Annotated in this window: 17 protein-coding genes; 12 read left to right on the top strand and 5 right to left on the bottom strand. The window is 32.7% G+C overall.

The genetic code is table 11. The annotated features are described in order from the left end of the window. Window positions 1-54: 54 nt before the first annotated feature. Entirely contained in the window at window positions 55-987 is a 933-nt protein-coding gene (locus tag AOY20_RS13420) for a LysR family transcriptional regulator (protein WP_054582339.1), read from the top strand. A gap of 301 nt (window positions 988-1,288) precedes the next feature. Continuing rightward, window positions 1,289-2,599, top strand: coding sequence for an MFS transporter (locus AOY20_RS13415; RefSeq protein WP_054582338.1), 1,311 nt, complete (start codon window positions 1,289-1,291; stop codon window positions 2,597-2,599). A gap of 42 nt (window positions 2,600-2,641) precedes the next feature. On the opposite strand, the gene AOY20_RS13410 is transcribed toward AOY20_RS13415, so the two are convergent. Then, window positions 2,642-3,076, bottom strand: coding sequence for a PaaI family thioesterase (locus tag AOY20_RS13410; protein WP_054582337.1), 435 nt, complete (start codon window positions 3,074-3,076; stop codon window positions 2,642-2,644). A 670-nt stretch (window positions 3,077-3,746) separates the two neighbouring features. Here AOY20_RS13410 and AOY20_RS13405 point away from each other — a divergent pair. The 4 genes from AOY20_RS13405 (at window position 3,747) to AOY20_RS13390 (ending at window position 7,207) form a co-directional block, all read left to right on the top strand. Beyond that, entirely contained in the window at window positions 3,747-5,039 is a 1,293-nt protein-coding gene (locus AOY20_RS13405) for an MFS transporter (RefSeq protein ID WP_054582336.1), read from the top strand. Window positions 5,040-5,238: 199 nt separating this feature from the next. Next, the gene (locus tag AOY20_RS13400) at window positions 5,239-5,829 is read left to right on the top strand and encodes a DUF1269 domain-containing protein (protein ID WP_054582335.1); all 591 of its coding nucleotides are present in this window, start codon (window positions 5,239-5,241) and stop codon (window positions 5,827-5,829) included. 191 nt (window positions 5,830-6,020) lie between these two features. Continuing rightward, complete coding sequence (locus AOY20_RS13395) at window positions 6,021-6,260, top strand: hypothetical protein (RefSeq protein WP_054582334.1); 240 nt, start codon at window positions 6,021-6,023, stop codon at window positions 6,258-6,260. 410 nt (window positions 6,261-6,670) lie between these two features. Beyond that, window positions 6,671-7,207 carry a serine O-acetyltransferase gene (locus AOY20_RS13390; RefSeq protein ID WP_054582333.1) on the top strand — a complete coding sequence of 179 codons (537 nt, stop codon included), beginning with the start codon at window positions 6,671-6,673 and terminating at the stop codon, window positions 7,205-7,207. 38 nt (window positions 7,208-7,245) lie between these two features. Here the strand turns inward: AOY20_RS13390 and AOY20_RS13385 are convergent, their stop codons facing one another. Beyond that, window positions 7,246-7,821 carry a hypothetical protein gene (locus AOY20_RS13385; protein ID WP_054582332.1) on the bottom strand — a complete coding sequence of 192 codons (576 nt, stop codon included), beginning with the start codon at window positions 7,819-7,821 and terminating at the stop codon, window positions 7,246-7,248. 332 nt (window positions 7,822-8,153) lie between these two features. Here AOY20_RS13385 and AOY20_RS13380 point away from each other — a divergent pair, with 332 nt between their 5' ends. Then, a complete protein-coding gene (locus AOY20_RS13380) occupies window positions 8,154-8,564 on the top strand; it encodes a GFA family protein (RefSeq protein WP_054582331.1) in 411 nt (136 codons plus the stop codon). Between the two features lie 51 nt (window positions 8,565-8,615). Here AOY20_RS13380 and AOY20_RS13375 read toward each other — a convergent pair whose 3' ends face one another. Beyond that, entirely contained in the window at window positions 8,616-9,842 is a 1,227-nt protein-coding gene (locus AOY20_RS13375; RefSeq protein ID WP_054582330.1) for a pyridoxal phosphate-dependent aminotransferase, read from the bottom strand. Window positions 9,843-10,053: 211 nt separating this feature from the next. On the opposite strand from AOY20_RS13375, the gene AOY20_RS13370 reads away from it, so the two are divergent. Continuing rightward, window positions 10,054-10,236 (top strand): hypothetical protein, encoded by a 183-nt coding sequence (locus AOY20_RS13370; RefSeq protein WP_054582329.1) that lies wholly within the window; start codon window positions 10,054-10,056, stop codon window positions 10,234-10,236. A 23-nt stretch (window positions 10,237-10,259) separates the two neighbouring features. On the opposite strand, the gene AOY20_RS13365 is transcribed toward AOY20_RS13370, so the two are convergent. Continuing rightward, window positions 10,260-11,042 (bottom strand): A1S_2505 family phage non-structural protein, encoded by a 783-nt coding sequence (locus AOY20_RS13365; protein WP_054582620.1) that lies wholly within the window; start codon window positions 11,040-11,042, stop codon window positions 10,260-10,262. 171 nt (window positions 11,043-11,213) lie between these two features. Between AOY20_RS13365 and uvrB the strand changes: the two genes are divergently transcribed. The 4 genes from uvrB to AOY20_RS13345 all read left to right on the top strand — a co-directional run bounded on the left by uvrB (window position 11,214) and on the right by AOY20_RS13345 (window position 16,884). Continuing rightward, window positions 11,214-13,235 (top strand): excinuclease ABC subunit UvrB, encoded by a 2,022-nt coding sequence (gene uvrB, locus AOY20_RS13360; protein WP_054582328.1) that lies wholly within the window; start codon window positions 11,214-11,216, stop codon window positions 13,233-13,235. Window positions 13,236-13,354: 119 nt separating this feature from the next. Further along, window positions 13,355-13,942 carry a lipocalin family protein gene (locus AOY20_RS13355; protein WP_054582327.1) on the top strand — a complete coding sequence of 196 codons (588 nt, stop codon included), beginning with the start codon at window positions 13,355-13,357 and terminating at the stop codon, window positions 13,940-13,942. Window positions 13,943-14,060: 118 nt separating this feature from the next. Further along, complete coding sequence (rarD, locus tag AOY20_RS13350; RefSeq protein WP_054582326.1) at window positions 14,061-14,996, top strand: EamA family transporter RarD; 936 nt, start codon at window positions 14,061-14,063, stop codon at window positions 14,994-14,996. Window positions 14,997-15,426: 430 nt separating this feature from the next. After that, window positions 15,427-16,884, top strand: a complete 1,458-nt coding sequence (locus AOY20_RS13345; RefSeq protein WP_054582325.1) for a glyceraldehyde-3-phosphate dehydrogenase — start codon at window positions 15,427-15,429, stop codon at window positions 16,882-16,884. A gap of 108 nt (window positions 16,885-16,992) precedes the next feature. Here the strand turns inward: AOY20_RS13345 and AOY20_RS13340 are convergent, their stop codons facing one another. Next, a complete protein-coding gene (locus AOY20_RS13340; RefSeq protein WP_054582324.1) occupies window positions 16,993-17,370 on the bottom strand; it encodes a MerR family transcriptional regulator in 378 nt (125 codons plus the stop codon). Window positions 17,371-17,419 lie beyond the last annotated feature (49 nt).

The following is a 17,419-nucleotide window of genomic DNA, read 5'->3' as shown; positions in this document are numbered from 1 at the left end:
ATTAAAGAATAAAATAGAATAAAATGATCTAAAGTATGCTAAAAGTAGATTGAAATGGACATTAAACAATTAAGATCTTTTATTACAATTTCCGAAACTAAAAATATTACAAAAGCAGCTGCATTACTTAACATTGTACAGCCAGCAGTTTCACGTCAGATTCATTTACTAGAAGATGAACTTGGCGTAGTACTTTTTGAGCGTGGTCGTCATGGAATGCATTTAACAGATGAAGGCAAAATTTTAGAAGTATATGCAAGACGTGCATTAAAAGAAATTGAGGCTGCAAAAGTTGAATTAACAACATCTAATGGAACTTTACAGGGCACAATTAATGTTGGTATTTTGGCGAGTTTAAGCGAACTTCTTTCTGTTTCACTGATGAGGGTGATTAAAAAGAAATATCCAGATGTTAATTTAAAAGTTTCTGTTGGTTATTCAGGACATTTAACTGAATGGTTGGAAAAGGGCGATATTGATCTTGCACTCATTTATGGGACGGACTCATCAAAATTTATTGATATACAACCGATTGTACGTGAACGATTATGGATTATTGGGCCTTATAATTCTGATCTTAATTACAATTGTCCTTTGAGTATTAAAGAGATTTCAGAATTTCCTTTAATTTTACCGTATGCACCGCACCGATTAAGATCGATTATTGAACAAGGTTTTAATAGTGAAAACTGTGACTTAAATATATGTGCTGAAATTAATGATATTCAAGTGCAAAAACAACTCGTAAAGGAAGGATTTGGTTATACCATTTTACCTTTGGTCTCAATGAAAAATGATTTACAGCAAAAAAAATTTAAAATGGCGCCAATTAATAATGATTCGTTCTATCGAGATATTGCATTAGCTTTACCAAATACACGGCATATTTCTAAGCTTGTACATACAATTGCTCTTGAAATTTTACATTGCTCAAGGGTTGCTGTAGAGGTTAAAGCTTGGTCAGGTAGTGAATGGATTGGGAAATAGGAATAATCTAGTATAATTTTGTGTATAAATTAACAAAATTTTAAAATAATTGGCTTTTGATGTGAATATATTATTGATTCCATCATTAAAAGTGATTGAAAAAAATAATTTAACATATTTATTTAGTATTTTGAAATATAAGAGTTTTATTTTTTGTTTGATGTGTTTTTAGGCTTTGTGTATATCTGGTTTAATTGTTTTTAATAAAAAATCTGATAGATATATCTCAAATTAGTATCGATTAAATAATATTGAGTATTAAAGAAATTTTATTCTAATACTCTGGCTAAGGAGAAGCCTAATGAATGAAAATACTATAGGACATCAAACGGGCAGACCAGATAAGAAAACGCGTATTAAATCAATTATTGGTGGTTCGGCAGGTAACTTGGTCGAATGGTATGATTGGTTTGCTTATAGTATGTTTACTTTATATTTTGCACGTTCATTTTTTCCAGCAGGAAATCAAACGGTAGAGTTGTTACAAGCAGCAGCAGTTTTTGCTGTCGGTTTTTTAATGAGACCAATTGGTGCTTGGGTCATGGGTATTTTTGCTGATCGTAAAGGTCGTAAGGCAGGACTAACTCTTTCTGTAACATTAATGTGCATAGGTTCACTATTAATTGCATGTGCGCCAACTTACGATAAAGTGGGTCTTTTAGCACCTATTATTTTAATTATTGCACGTCTACTGCAAGGTCTAAGTGTTGGTGGTGAATATGGTGCAAGTGCAACATATTTAAGTGAGATGGCTGGTAAAAATAGACGTGGTCTATTTTCTAGTTTCCAATATATGACGATTCTAGCAGGACAGTTATTAGCGCTCTTTACACTTATTGTTTTACAAAATATTTTAACAGAACAACAACTTTATGAATGGGGATGGCGTATTCCGTTCTTTATTGGTTCAGCTTTAGCACTTCTTATATTTGTAATTCGACGTGGCATGGTTGAAACCCAATCATTTAATAATGTTGATAGAACAAATGTACCGAAGTCTAGTGCATTATCATTATTCAAATATCATCCTAAAGCTGCGTTAGCTGTCGTATTTTTAACGGCTGGTGGTACATTGTCTTTCTATGCATATACCACATATATGCAAAAATTCTTGGTGAATACCTCTGGGTTTACCAAAGAAACAGCAACTATGATTTCCGCTGCATCGATATTTATTTTAATGTTATTACAGCCTATCGTGGGTTTAATTTCAGACAAAATTGGTCGTAAACCAGTGATGATTTTCTTTGGTTTAGGTGGTGTATTATTTACATATGCAATTTTCACATTAATTGCGCAAACAACTAATCCATATATTGCATTTGGTTTAATTGTCTTTGGTATGATTTTCTTATCAGGTTATACGGCTACTGGTGCTGTAATTAAATCTGAAATGTTTCCTGCACATATCCGTGCGTTAGGTGTTGCACTGCCTTATGCAATTGCTAACACTATTTTTGGTGGAACATCTGAATTAATGGCATTACAGTTTAAGAGTATTGGTCATGAAAATTATTACTTTATTTATGTCACAGTGATGGTGGGAATTTGCTTGATTTATTTCCTTCGAATGAAAGATCAGAAGAAAACAAGCAAAATTTTGGAAGATTAATATTTTAAAAGCCTGATTTTGATCAGGCTTTTTTATAGGAAATTAATGACGAATAATCATGAGTGTTGCTGTGCCATATGCATAAATTTTATGATTTTCATCAACAATTTTACCTTCAGTTACTACTAAGGTACGACCAGCATTTATGAGTTGCCCGATTCCACGATACTTTTTTCCAGATTGCATGGGGCGTATCATTTTTATATTTAAGTCAGTTGTCGCAAATTGAACACCTTTATCCATAATAGTATGCGCAGCACCACCCGTGATACTGTCTAAAATTGTGGCACAAAATCCACCATGGATACCGCCTTGCAAGTTTAAATGATGATCATTAGGGCTGACCTCATATACAACAGAACCTTCATAAACTTCAATTAATCGCATTGGTATAGTTGATGCCATAGGTGCATGTGGAAGTTCATTATTTTTAATTGCATTAAGGTATTCAATACCTGTGTATTCATCCTTAGACATAAAATGTTTCCTTTTTAAAAAGATAAATAAAATCCTATAATTAACTTAAATATTAATATAGTTTTTGTGTATTCTAAAACTACTTTCTGTACTTTATTCTTTGAAGAAAAATAGTGAGTTGCTGAGATGTATGATGTGTGCTGCGTATCAATATACGATGGGAAGTACAGTGGGAAGATATAGCTTGGTTGACCATTAGTGGTGAATAAATCAATGAAAGAATTGAGATAAAACTTTAGATATTTTCACTTAGCTAGAAGTATGATGGGCGAAAAAGTAATAAGTTTGGTGTAGTAGGCATTTGGTTAACTATAAGGGGAGACAGTGAATATTTATAAAGAAGCTCTTGATTTTCGTACCTTAATTTATGGATGAGTGTACATAGGTATAGCATCATTGAATTCACTATAAAATGTTATTAGTAAGCTTTAGCTGATTTTTAATTTTAAACAATTATTAATAACTAGAAGTTTGTCAATAGTTAATTTTTTTTAAATATTAATTATGATTCTATTGAAAATTAAGGTGATATATAACATATTTAAGGTGACACAAATTTGATATTAACAGTCTAAAACAGACCTTTATTCAAATGTCATGAACAGTTAATTGCACCTAAAAAATAGTTGCATTTGACGCACTGTTGTGCTCTTAGAAAGAAGGTAAGATAATGACGATAAATACAAAAAAGAGTTTATTAGTCACTAAAGATAAATCTGAAAAAAAAGTATGGGTATTAGCATTTATTTTATCTTTTTTAGCATTATTGGTTAATGGCGCAGATATTGCGTTACTTTCCTATAGTTTAACGAGCTTAAAACAAGAATTTAATATTACGGATACACAAGCAGGTTCACTGGGAAGTTGGACCCTAGCGGGAATGGCGATAGGTGGTTTTTTAGGTGGCTGGGCATGTGATCAATTTGGTCGAGTAAGAATAATTGTTTTATCAATAGTTTGGTTTTCTTTACTAACTTCGTGGCTTGGGTTTACTCATAGCTTTGAGCAATTTAAATGGCTCAGATTTCTTTCCGCTATTGGATTAGGTGCATTATATCTTGCATGTAATATTTTAATGGCAGAATATGTTCCAACGCGTCATAGAACGACTGTATTGGCAACATTAATGTCTGGTTGGACATTAGGGACTGTTGTTGCAACGTGTTTTGCAGGGTGGATTTTACCTGAGCATGGTTGGCGGGTCTTATATTCAATTACCATTATTCCTATAGTTATTGCTATTATTATGCACTTTTTTGTGCCTGAACCTAAAGCATGGCTTGAAACCAAAAAAATTTATGAGGATAAAAAACAATTAACAATACCTACACCATCTTTAAAAAACTCTTTTAAAAATATTTTTGAAAATCCGATTAGTCGTCGTATGTTTATTTTGTGGTTTTTTGCTTCAATCTTTTTACAATTCGGCTACTACGGTATGAGTACTTGGTTGCCTACATATATTGAAATTGAATTGGGAATCCCTTTTCAAAATATGTCAATTTATATGATAGGTACTTTTTTGATTATGATTTGTTCTAAAATTATTTCAGGAATAATTGCAGATTGTATCGGGCGTCGTATTGTTTTTGTATTTGGTACAGTGGGCACAGCTATTTTTATTCCTATTATTGTTTTTTATAACACTCCAGAAAATATTCAATGGCTTTTATTGGTTTTCGGTTTCTTATACGGAATTCCATATGGCATTAATGCAACCTATATGACAGAAAGTTTTGCAACGAATATTCGAGGAACAGCGATCGGTGGATCTTATAATATTGGCCGATTATTTGCTGCAACGGCTCCTTTAATTGTGGGTTACACAGCACAAGATGGATCTATAGGGAAAGGCTTTTTAATGATGGCAATTGCATATTTACTTTGTGGTGTGATTGCTGCGTTATATATTAAAGATAGGATTTTTGATCCTCAACTTCCTGAAAAAACTACTAAAAAATAATTCTTATTATTTTTAAAGAATCCTGAAAATAGCAAATACTATACGCCATGCGTAATTTAGGAGTATTGTTAATGTTGTTTTTATGACTAAGTGATTATAAAAATTAATAAAAAAATATATAGAAACAAAATAGATGCTGTTGATAAGAGAATAAAGGTGTATAACTTTAAGTATTACATAACTTATAAAGGAAAATAACGTGTCTCATAATCTTATTTTAGTTACTTGGAATGAATCTGCAAAAGCCTTTGAAAGTTTTACACAATTAAAAGATTCTCCAATTAATAAAATACATGAAGTCAGCATACTTCAGCGTCAAAAAGATGGAAAATTTAAAATAGAAGACCAAATTAATCCAGACCAAGATAATGGTATTTGGAGCGGTAGCTTAATTGGTGCTTTAGTTGGCATTTTAGGTGGACCATTTGGCGTAATTTTAGGCTTTACAGCGGGTGCTTTAATTGGTGAGTCTTTTGATATTGATCATGAAAAAGAGGATTTAGCTGTTTTAGGTCGAATCAGCCAAGCATTGCCGGTGGGCGCAACAGGTTTGTTGATTGATATTTATGAAGAAACAGAAGATTTTTTAGATGCCTTTTTTCAAAAAACAGGCGCTACTATTTATCGCTGGGATTACGATGAGGTTCAATCTGAAATTGAAGCTAGTCTTGAAGCATGGCAAGAAAGTCAACGCATTGCAAATATTACGTTAAAAGAGAAGAAAAAATCAGAGCACAGATTGCATCGAAAAGAAAAATGGGATGCTTTTAAGGCACATTTTCATAAATAAAACTTTAATCTAGCTCCAAACTAAAGTGATCTGAAAGGATGACTTTAGTTTTCAATAACAGGAAAATTTAAGTTAAAAGATAAAATAATTTAAAACTATCATTTATATATTTTTAATACATAATTTCGATTTCCATTCATCTACGCTTCACCTACAATAAAAATAATATGATTAGCATCTAAGAGTGTGATATGCGTTATAAAATTATTGATGTATACCAAAATGAGAATATCACTTCATATATCGCAAAATGTCTTAAATTACATTCCCCTCAATTTATCATTATTGAAAGTGCTCAAACATTATGTTTAAACCTTGATATCATTGAGGTTGATCATCAGCAAAGTAAAGCAACATGGGCAACTGGAGAGGAAATTTCATTAAAAATCCTTCATAGTTTTGATAGCTTTGATCAGAACTATTTGAGTTAAGTTGAATGAAATTTTGAATATTTGAATAATTTTAATGACTTTTTTTAAAATAATAACGTAAAAAGCTCGCATAAATGCGAGCTCTATGTTGGAAGGCTAGTGCTGATTTCTTGTTTAATTAATTTTAAACTCAATGAGCTGTCAATGATCCGTCCAACTGCATCGTAGCATCTATATTTAGATCTACTGTACTGCCCAAAGTATCCTAAACTTTTTGATCATGCAAGTGGATGATACATATCTAAACTTTTGTATAAAAAATAAACTATTGATTTTTAATTTTAAGTCTATGCTATGTTTAGTCAATATATATTGAAAAAGTGATAAATTAAGCACATAATAATCAAATGTATAAAATATAATAAGTTTTAGGTTTAAAACTACAGCAGCAAAATCTTCTTGGTACTCAAATGGTTTTTAAATATATCTTAAGTGATTTATATCGATATTGTGGTGATACAAGATTTAAGTCTTTTATAAAGAGCTATCTATTTAATCGAGGTTTTAATTTTAGCTTTTGGTTAAGACTCGCAAGTACAAATACAGTTTGGTCTAAACTTGTATATCCAATTTTTTATTATAAGAAAAAAAAGTATGGAATAGATATTCATAGTAAGACTAGAATTGGATATGGGCTTTATATTGGTCATGGGGGCCCTTTAATTGTCAATCCAACGACAATTATTGGCAATAACGTTAATCTTTCACAATTTACAACGATTGGTGCAAATGGTGGTCAGCAAGCTGCTGAGATAGGAGATAACGTCTATATTGGACCCAATGTGTGTGTAGTGAATCATGTTCATATTGGTCATAATGCAACGATTGGTGCTGGTAGTGTGGTGACTAAAGATATACCTGCGAATGCAACAGCAGTTGGAAACTATGCGAAAGTAATTCACTATAATAATGCTGGCCAGTCTGTAAATAGGCGCTGGCCAATTTAAATGTGATATTGTATGAACTAATAATAGCCTTTTAATATTTAAAAGGCTATACGAATACCAATACTATAAGTTTGACCATTTAAATTAAAATCTTCGGATTGTTCATCTGAAATTTCTATATTTTTATAAAATATACTCGCATTTTTATTTTTGAGCCATTTATATCCATATGTAATATATGCTCCTACATTTGGATGTGGCATATATCCAAATTCTAAACTGAGAGGGTAATAAATATAATCAGCCTTTATTATATTATTTTTATTGCTGTAGTTAATATCTGTGACTCCTATTCCAAAAGAGCTAAGAGCGTAATATTTTTTATTTTTTAAAAAAGTATATTGACCACCTATAGCATATTGATTGCTAGTTAGTTTTTTTATTTCTTGATGTTCATGTTCAATCCATATTCCCCAATGATTAAAGTCATATGAAGCAATATATTCAATGCTCTTTATTTTTTCTTTTCCTAATATTTTATGATCTATATGAATATTTGAATAACCAATTTTAAATGAAAATGGTTGTTTTTTTTCTGTTTGAAGAATTTCTTTTGCATTGGTTTGAAAGGAAATAATGCAAAAGACAACAAATATTAGTATTTTTTTATTCATAGTAACCTCATTTATTTTATTATTTTTTTATTTGTATTTATGTTTTTATTACTCTTATATAAAATATTAAAAAGTGAATGATTACAAGATAATTTGATAGAAAAATTAAAATATATGTTAAGTAGGTTATTAATTAATAAATATATCTAGTATTATTTTATTTTTTAAGAGCTATAATTAATATGTTTGAATGATTCTAAATGAAATTTTAAATATTTTACAAATAAAGTAATTTGAGAGTATCAATAAATATAGTATATTGATACTATAGTTGCGCTATATAAAAATAATTTATTTATTAAAAAGATTAATATGATAGGAGTTTACTTGTCATGAACGGTCAGTGTCTATGCGGTAAAATAAAATTCGAAGTTGAAATTTTAAATCATGAAGTTCATGCTTGCCATTGTTCAATGTGTCGTAGACAAACTAGCGGAATATTGATGTCTATCGATATTAAGCCAGAATCACTTAAAATTCATGACGATTCTTTTTTAAGTATTTTTGATTCTTCAGAATGGGGGGAGCGTGGATTTTGTAAGGCATGTGGTACATCATTATTCTGGCGCTTGAAAAATAATGAATATGCGAATGTAAATGTATTTGCCTTAGATACACCAAGACATGATTTTCAATTAGTGACTGAGATTTATATTGATCATAAACCAGCTTTTTATGCGTTTAGTAATTTCACACAGCAATTAACAGAAGCTGATATTGTTGCTCTGATGAAAACTGAATGATATTAATTAAAAAACCCGCGGTTAACGCGGGTTTTTTAATTTTCAATAAAATTATTTTTCAGCAGTAATTGAAGCAATCGCAGCGTCTACGCCTTCAATTGATTCAGCAGCTTTTTTGATACGAGCAAGTGCATCAACAAGTACTTCATCAGCAGTGGCGTAAGAAATGCGCATGTAACCGCCTAAACCAAATGCATCACCAGGAACAACAGCAACACCTGTTTCTTCCAATAACCATGCAGCAAATTCTGTGCAAGATTTTAAACCTTTGGCACGAATTAACGGACGGATATTTGCATATGCATAGAATGCACCATCAGCAGGAAGACAAGTAATACCGTTGATATCATTTAAGCCATTTACAACTAAGTCATGACGACGTTTGAATGCTTCAATCATTGGTTCAAGAACGTCTTGAGGACCGTTTAATGCAGCTTCAGCAGCAACTTGTGAAATAGAAGTTGGGTTTGAAGTTGATTGAGATTGGATTTTTTTCATTGCACCAATAAGTTTTGCAGGACCTGCTGCATAACCAATACGCCAGCCAGTCATTGCATAGGCTTTAGATACACCGTTAAGAACGATTACGCGGTCGTAAAGGTCTGGTGCAACAGTAGCGATATTGTAGAATTCATCATCCCAACGAATTGGTTCGTACATATCATCAGAAGCAACCATAACTTCAGGGTATTTACGAAGAACTTCAGCTAAAGCTTCTAATTCAGCTTTAGTGTAGATCATACCAGTAGGGTTAGAAGGGCTGTTTAATACTACTAAACGAGTTTTATCAGTAATTGCTGCTTCTAATTGTGCAGGTGTGATTTTGAAGCGTTGTTCTTCACCACATTTTACAATTACAGGAGTACCTTCAGCGATGATCACCATATCTGGATAGCTTACCCAGTAAGGTGCAGGGATAATAACTTCATCACCTTTATTTAACAAAGCAAGCGCTAAGTTAAAGAATGATTGTTTACCACCACAAGAAACCAAGATTTGGTTCGCTGCATATTCAAGATTATTATCACGTTTTAATTTCGCAATAATTGCTTTCTTAAGACCAGGCGTACCGTCAACAGCTGTATATTTTGTAAAACCATTATTAATGGCTGCAATTGCTGCATCTTTGATGTGTTGTGGGGTATCGAAATCAGGTTCACCAGCACCCAAACCAATTACATTTTTACCCGCAGCTTTTAATTCTGCTGCTTTATTTGTCACAGCAAGAGTTGGGGACGGTTTGATGGCATTTACACGATCAGAGAGACGTACGTCCACGGCAGTATTCCTTCTTATGGGGGTTTAAAAATCAAAAAGCACACTATCTTATCCTAAAATAGTGTAAAAATATGCTTAAAAAATAACCATACTATAAATAAATGCAACTTTATATGATGTTGCTTAAATAGGATATTTGTATTTAAGCTTTATGGGTGCACAGAATTTAAAAATTCCGTACAATATACGAAGTTATAGTTGAGTGAATTTGATGAGCACGCAAAATACACCCAAGAAAAAGCCTGTGGTGAGTTTACCTTTTCCGATTAAGCAAGCAAATGATGCTAAAAATGCTGATGAAGAGATTGAGCAATTACGTCCAAAGCCGCAACAGTACGCAGATCGTACATGGATGCCGCCTCGTGGAACACGTCGTTCAATGGGTAAACGCTAAAAAAATGGGTGCTTTGAAAGCACCTATTTTTTTGCTCGGTGTGCAGCTTTTGGGGGAGTAAGTTCTCGTGATCCTTGCCATACATCAACAAAATCTTTTTCATTAATATTATAAAGTTCAAGTAGGGCTAAAATAACCCCACCAAAAATCATTGGACCTTCTGAGTTACTTTGAAAGTTAAAAATTTTATCTTGCATGGTATGTAAAATATCTTCTATTTCAAAAACACGATCTCGTCCATTGCTATCGGTTGGATACATTTGTGTATTTAAAATAATTTTAGCAACACTTTTCTCTGTATCAGTAAGATTTAAATTTTGAATCGTTTCTTCATTATCTAAAGTATTAAAAATGACAGCATCATTAAAGATAGTATGTAAAAACTTTTGATTGAGTTTTGGTAGGGCTTTTTCTACAAATGGGCGAAAGGAAATGGGAAAAACGACATTATGGCTAATGCCTTTGAACATTGGGGCAATTTCTTCAACCTTATAACCTGCTGTACCACAACCTAAAGAGGTAATGAAATATTTAAGTTTAGGATGGTTTTTCGTATAAATTTTAAAATCATTAATATAATGTTGAATTTGTGATAGTGGCATTTGTTGTAAATGCTCATTCATTGTTGGAATAGCAAAAGATTGGCCAGACCATCCACGACCTATTTTTTGTAATGCACCAAAATGTTCAACAGCAGTTTTAGCAGCACCTTCGGTATGTTGACCTGCTAAATTACTACCAAAGACAAAAATCATATCTTCAGGTAAAGATTTTATAATACTTTCATCATGATAATGGTAGGTCATAGCAATCACAAAAAATCATTGTTTTAAGCATGTTGCCGATGAAAGCTGAAAGGGTCAAGTAAAAATATTTTAGTGGTAGGTAATTTTTGATCATCCTTTGGTTTTCATCAACGTTAAGCATGACATTCTGATAAGATATGATGTTCTATTGAATCGAAGAGAAAATTTATCGTGAGTGATTATCAGCCTTTCGAACTCGTTACAAATTACGAACCTGCTGGGGACCAACCTCAAGCAATTGCTAAATTAGTAAAGGGGCTAGAACAGGGATATCACGATCAATTATTACTTGGGGTAACAGGTTCTGGTAAGACTTATACCATGGCCAATGTGATTGCTCATGTACAACGTCCGACCATTATTATGGCGCATAATAAAACCTTAGCTGCACAGCTTTATGGTGAATTTAAATCATTTTTCCCAAATAATGCTGTTGAGTATTTTGTAAGTTATTATGATTATTATCAGCCAGAAGCGTATGTTCCATCTTCAGATACATTTATAGAAAAAGACTCGTCAATTAATGATCATATTGATCAAATGCGTTTATCTGCTACACGTGCATTATTAGAAAGACGTGATGCCATTATTGTGGCATCCGTGTCAGCAATTTATGGTTTGGGTGATCCTAATGCTTATATGAGTATGCTGTTGCATATTGTGCAGGGAGATCGAATTAATCGTGATGAGATTATTCGTCGTTTAGTTGAAATGCAATATACGCGTAATGAGCTTGAGTTTTTACGTGGTACATACCGAATTCGTGGTGAAATTATTGATATTTTTCCAGCAGAATCTGATCAATATGCCATTCGTATTGAATTGTTTGATGAGGAGGTTGACTCGATTCGTTGGTTTGATCCACTAACAGGTAAATTAGTACGTAAAACACCTCGTGTAACGATTTATCCAAAAAGTCATTATGTGACGCCAAAGGATAATTTAGAACGTGCGATTGGTACGATTCGAGAAGAATTAAAAGAGCGCTTACAGTTTTTTAGAGAGCATGACAAATTATTAGAAGCACAGCGTATTGAGCAACGAACACGTTACGATTTAGAAATGATGCAACAGTTGGGTTATACCAACGGTATTGAAAACTATTCACGTCATTTATCAGGGCGTCCAGGTGGAGAAGCACCACCAACATTATTTGATTATCTACCTGATGATGCCTTACTTATTATTGATGAATCACATGTGACAGTTCCACAAATTGGAGCGATGTATAAAGGTGACCGTTCACGTAAAGAAAATCTCGTAAATTATGGGTTCCGGTTACCAAGTGCCTTAGATAACCGTCCTATGAAGTTTGATGAGTGGGAGCGAATAGTTCCATCGACCATTTATGTTAGTGCAACACCTGCTAAATATGAATTAGAGAAATCGGAACAAATAGTCGAGCAAGTTGTTCGTCCAACCGGTTTGATTGATCCTGAAATTGAAATACGTCCAGTATTGACGCAAGTGGATGATGTACTTTCTGAAATCAATATTCGTAAAGATTCAGATGAGAGAGTGTTAATTACCACACTCACGAAACGTATGGCGGAAGATTTAACTTCATATTTAAAAGAATATGGAATAAAAGTTGCGTATTTACATTCAGATATTGATACGGTGGAGCGTACAAAAATCATTCATGATCTTCGGTCAGGTATTTATGATGCTTTAGTAGGTATTAATTTGCTACGCGAAGGTTTAGATATGCCAGAGGTCTCTTTAGTTGCTATTTTAGATGCTGATAAAGAAGGGTTCTTACGTTCTGAAAGATCGTTGATTCAAACGATTGGTCGCGCAGCGCGTAATGTGAATGGTAAAGCAATTTTATATGCGGATAGAATTACAGATTCTATGCAAAAAGCAATTGATGAAACAGATCGTCGTCGTAATAAACAAATTGAATTTAATCTTGAGCATAATATTACGCCGAGAAGTACTATTCGACAGATTAATAAGGATTTAGATACTGGCGAAGCGTTAAATGACGATGAAATAGATCAAAAAATTAAAGATCAAACACGTACACTTACAGCCGATGAACAATATCTCTTATCAGATCCGAAATTGTTAGTAAAACACATTACTAAGTTAGAAAAAGAAATGTTAAAAGCATCTAAAGAACTGCAGTTTGAGCAGGCTGCTCGATTACGTGATGAAATTCTTCATTTAAAGGAAAAGATGTTGCATTAAAATGTGAATAAATTATTGATAATTCATTACAGAATTCAAATGGTTTTATGAATAAAACTCAAGTATTTTTATTCAATAGTAATCATTAGTTTTGACTTGTTTTTTATATAGGTACTAGTATGGCAGCAAATAATATTCCAAAAGCAGGAATGACTCTTGCTAAAATTGCATTGGGTGGTGCAATTTTGATAGGTCTTGGTGCTGTTACAATGGCATATGCGCAAACTAAGCCTTTGCAAACGGTTGAAAAAATTGAATTAGATCGTTATTTAGGTGTTTGGTACGAAGTCGCACGTAAACCCTTATCTTTTCAAAATAAATGTGATCGTGATGTTTCTGCTCAATATACGTTGAATGAAAATGGCAATATTCAAGTCGATAATCGCTGCTATGGTAAAGAAGGGCAACTTTATCAATCTGTTGGCGAAGCATATGTACAAAATGCACCTCTTAATACTAAATTAAAAGTTAGTTTCTTACCTGAAATTGTAAGATGGTTACCTGTTGGACGTGGTGATTATTGGATTTTGAAAATTGATGAAAATTATCAAACAGTATTAGTTGGTGAGCCTGATCGTAAATATATGTGGATACTTTCTCGTAACCCGAAACCAGATCCAGCTGTTGTAAATGAATATTTAGATTATGCAAAATCTGTAGGATACGATTTAGGAGATATAATTCATACGAAACAAACAGAAAAATAAGATATACTCAAAAAGCCATACAATTGTATGGCTTTTATTTTGATTGAATGATTGATTTTTATATTTTTTGATGATTTAAATCAAACAATTTTATTTTTTGCTGGTTTCGAGGTAAGGGATGTACAAGGGCGTTGCATTGTCTGTTTTGGCATCTATCATTTTTGGCGTTCTGTATTTTTTTACCCAATTTTTAAAGCCTTTAGATAGTGAAGAAATTTTTGCTTGGCGTATGTTATCGACTTTACCACTACTTACATTATTTATGTGGTGGTCAGGTGATCTAAAACATATTCAACAAATTTTTCAAAGAATTCAAAAGCAACCTAGTATTTTAATTTGGTTATTTATAAGTTCATTTTTATGTACAACGCAATTATGGTTGTTTTTATGGGGACCTGTGAATGGGCGAGGTTTGGCAGTTTCTCTAGGATATTTTTTACTTCCACTAGTTATGGTGCTGGTGGGGTGTATTCTTTATAAAGAAAAGCTTTCAGTCTGGCAATTTTTTGCAGTTATGCTTGCCGTAGTGGGGGTAGGGCATGAAATTTGGCGTATAGGAAGTATTGCTTGGGAAACAGTATATGTTGCTGTTGCATATCCAATTTATTTCTTTTTACGCCGTGTTTATAAAACTGATCATTTAGGCGGTTTTTGGTGGGATTTGTGTTTAATACTTCCAGTTGCATTTTATTTAGCATTTACATATAGCGATAGTGTTCAACTGATTATTTCCTTTCCTTATTTAATTCTATCTATTATTGGTTTGGGATTTTTAAGTGCATTAGGTTTAGGAAGTTATATTCTTGCGAGCCGTTTATTGCCATTCGTTATTTTTGGTCTATTAAGTTATCTTGAGCCTGTTTTACTTGCATTTGCTTCTATTGTAATGGGGGAAAGAGTGAGTGTAGATGAGTGGTTAACTTATATTCCAATTTGGTGTGCTGTTTTATTGCTTGTGGTAGAAGGTATTTTGCATCTTATAAAAGAAATGAGAAAGAAGAAATATTTGGAGAAAAATATAGAAAAATTAAATGAAGACTTAACAGGAAAATAAATGCTTTATAGGATGTATTCACTTTTTATACTATTTTATCGATATTTCATTTAATGTTTTAATTTATTCACCTAAACTTTTTACAGATCAAATAAATAAGATGTTCTTTGACCAATTGTTTCAAATAACTAATGAAATAATTTAAAAATTAATGAAAATCTCATATTTTTTTTCTATTCACATGATTTTATTTGAAAAATATTAAAATTTATTGATGAGTTTAAAAATAAATTATGATATTTTTCTAAAATAATTACTTGATAAGTTAAGATAAAATAAAAAATTACAACTATTTTCTGATTTTATAGTGAATATATAGCAAAATAGATGCATCGATATTGAGCTTTTGATTCATTATTTCTGACAATTCCATTACAATTGTCAGGTTTAAAATTTATGCCTAGATATTTATTAATTAGAGGACGTATCTGTGAGCAAAGAGACTATTATCGCCCTACACGCGGAACACCAAGGTCGTTGGGAAAACCGTGAAGAAATTGCGGAAAAAATGATCGCTTTGATTGGTAAACTATACCGTGAAAAAAACATTGTGACTGCAGTTTACGGTCGTTCTTTAATTAACCGCTCTGTAATTCAAATTCTTAAAGCACACCGCCGTACACGTATGATGGATGTTGAGCTTTCTGTCGTAAATACATACCCAATTTTAGAAGCTTTAGCAAAAATTGATAACATCGGTACTGGTGAAGTTGATTTAGGTAAACTCGCTGTTGAGTTTAAAGAAAAAGGCGGTGATGTTGACGCATTTGTTGCAAATGCTGTTGAAGTTTTAAAAGGCAATGCTAAAGAAGTAGAGAATACAGATGTTGTTCTTTATGGTTTTGGTCGTATTGGTCGTATCCTTGCTCGTTTAATGATTGGTCAATCTGGTTTAGGTCGTGGCTTAAGCTTAAAAGCAATTGTTGTACGTAAAACAGCTGATGGCGATTTAGAAAAACGTGCGTCATTATTACGTCGTGACTCTATTCATGGTTCATTCTCAGGTACAATTTCTGTAGATGAAGAAAACGAAGCAATTATTGCAAATGGTCAATTCATTAAAGTGATCTATGCTTCTAATCCATCTGAAGTTGATTACACAGATTATGGTATCAACAATGCACTTGTAATTGATAACACTGGTAAATGGCGTGATGCAGAAGGTCTTGCACAACACCTTAAATGCCCAGGTGCTGCGCGTGTAATCTTAACTGCTCCAGGTAAAGGTGACATGAAGAACGTTGTATTTGGTGTGAACCAAGCAGACATTCTTGATGAAGACACTATTATTTCTGCAGCAAGCTGTACAACAAACGCAATTACACCAACACTTAAAGTAATTGATGATAAGTACAAAGTAATCAATGGTCACGTTGAAACTGTTCACTCATTTACAAATGACCAAAACTTAATTGATAACTATCATAAAGCTGACCGTCGTGGCCGTGCTGCAACATTGAACATGGTTATTACTGAAACTGGTGCTGCTAAAGCTGTTGCTAAAGCACTTCCTGCACTTAAAGGTAAGTTGACTGGTAACTCTGTACGTGTTCCTACACCAAACGTTTCTCTTGCAATTTTGAACCTTACTTTAGATAAAGAAGTTGATCGTGATGAAGTAAATGAATACATTCGTCAGATTTCGATTAATTCAAATCTTCAAGGTCAAATTGGTTATACAAACTCTACTGAAGTTGTATCTTCTGATTTCATCGGTTCACGCACTGCAGGGGTATTTGATGCGCAAGCAACAATCACTTCTGGTAACCGTTTAACTGCATATGTTTGGTATGACAACGAAGTAGGTTATAGCTGCCAAGTTTTACGTATTGCTGAACAAATGGGTGGCGTACGTTATGCAAAAGTTCCTGCTGAAATAAATGCATAATTGATTTAAAAAGTTGAATGGGAAATTTAAAATAATTTCTTTATTCGAAAAAAGAGCTTCATATGAAGCTCTTTTTTATTGTCTGTAATATTTAGTTTAGATGATATTTCATTTTTTGAGTGATTCAAGAATTGGGCAACAGCTATGAGGAGATGTTTTACATTCATCTAACCAAGATGTGAGTTGCTGCTTAAATGAGCTAAGTTCTTTCAGTCTAAGATTAATTTGTTCTAAGCGATGCTCGATCACTTGTCTAACTTTTTCACGATCATTGATATCTAAAGCGAGTAATTCTTGAATTTCACTGAGTTGTAATCCCGCATCTTTTGCTTTTTGAATAAAGTGAATAGTTTCTATATCTTCTTGTGTGTAATAACGGTAGCTGCCAGTGGGTTGAGGAATTTTGATTAATCCTATTCTTTGATAATAGCGAATAGTTTCAACATTTGAGTTGGTAAGTTTTGCGAGTTTTCCAATTGTAAACATAATGTCCGCCTAAAAGACTTGACTCTGTACCTAGATACAGACTTTACTC

Origin of the sequence: Acinetobacter equi (assembly GCF_001307195.1) — a bacterium.
Classification (GTDB): Bacteria; Pseudomonadota; Gammaproteobacteria; order Pseudomonadales; family Moraxellaceae; genus Acinetobacter; species Acinetobacter equi.
Note: the sequence above shows the minus strand (reverse complement) of the source record. Positions and strands in the feature narration are given on the sequence as shown.

Excerpts from the sequence above, each read along its gene's own strand:
- AOY20_RS13420 (WP_054582339.1), top strand. The coding sequence starts at position 55 with ATGGACATTAAACAATTAAGATCTTTTATTACAATTTCCGAAACTAAA.
- AOY20_RS13415 (WP_054582338.1), top strand. The coding sequence starts at position 1,289 with ATGAATGAAAATACTATAGGACATCAAACGGGCAGACCAGATAAGAAA.
- AOY20_RS13410 (WP_054582337.1), bottom strand. The coding sequence starts at position 3,076 with ATGTCTAAGGATGAATACACAGGTATTGAATACCTTAATGCAATTAAA.
- AOY20_RS13405 (WP_054582336.1), top strand. The coding sequence starts at position 3,747 with ATGACGATAAATACAAAAAAGAGTTTATTAGTCACTAAAGATAAATCT.
- AOY20_RS13395 (WP_054582334.1), top strand. The coding sequence starts at position 6,021 with ATGCGTTATAAAATTATTGATGTATACCAAAATGAGAATATCACTTCA.
- AOY20_RS13390 (WP_054582333.1), top strand. The coding sequence starts at position 6,671 with ATGGTTTTTAAATATATCTTAAGTGATTTATATCGATATTGTGGTGAT.
- AOY20_RS13385 (WP_054582332.1), bottom strand. The coding sequence starts at position 7,821 with ATGAATAAAAAAATACTAATATTTGTTGTCTTTTGCATTATTTCCTTT.
- AOY20_RS13380 (WP_054582331.1), top strand. The coding sequence starts at position 8,154 with ATGAACGGTCAGTGTCTATGCGGTAAAATAAAATTCGAAGTTGAAATT.
- AOY20_RS13370 (WP_054582329.1), top strand. The coding sequence starts at position 10,054 with ATGAGCACGCAAAATACACCCAAGAAAAAGCCTGTGGTGAGTTTACCT.
- AOY20_RS13365 (WP_054582620.1), bottom strand. The coding sequence starts at position 11,042 with ATGACCTACCATTATCATGATGAAAGTATTATAAAATCTTTACCTGAA.
- AOY20_RS13355 (WP_054582327.1), top strand. The coding sequence starts at position 13,355 with ATGGCAGCAAATAATATTCCAAAAGCAGGAATGACTCTTGCTAAAATT.
- rarD (WP_054582326.1), top strand. The coding sequence starts at position 14,061 with ATGTACAAGGGCGTTGCATTGTCTGTTTTGGCATCTATCATTTTTGGC.
- AOY20_RS13340 (WP_054582324.1), bottom strand. The coding sequence starts at position 17,370 with ATGTTTACAATTGGAAAACTCGCAAAACTTACCAACTCAAATGTTGAA.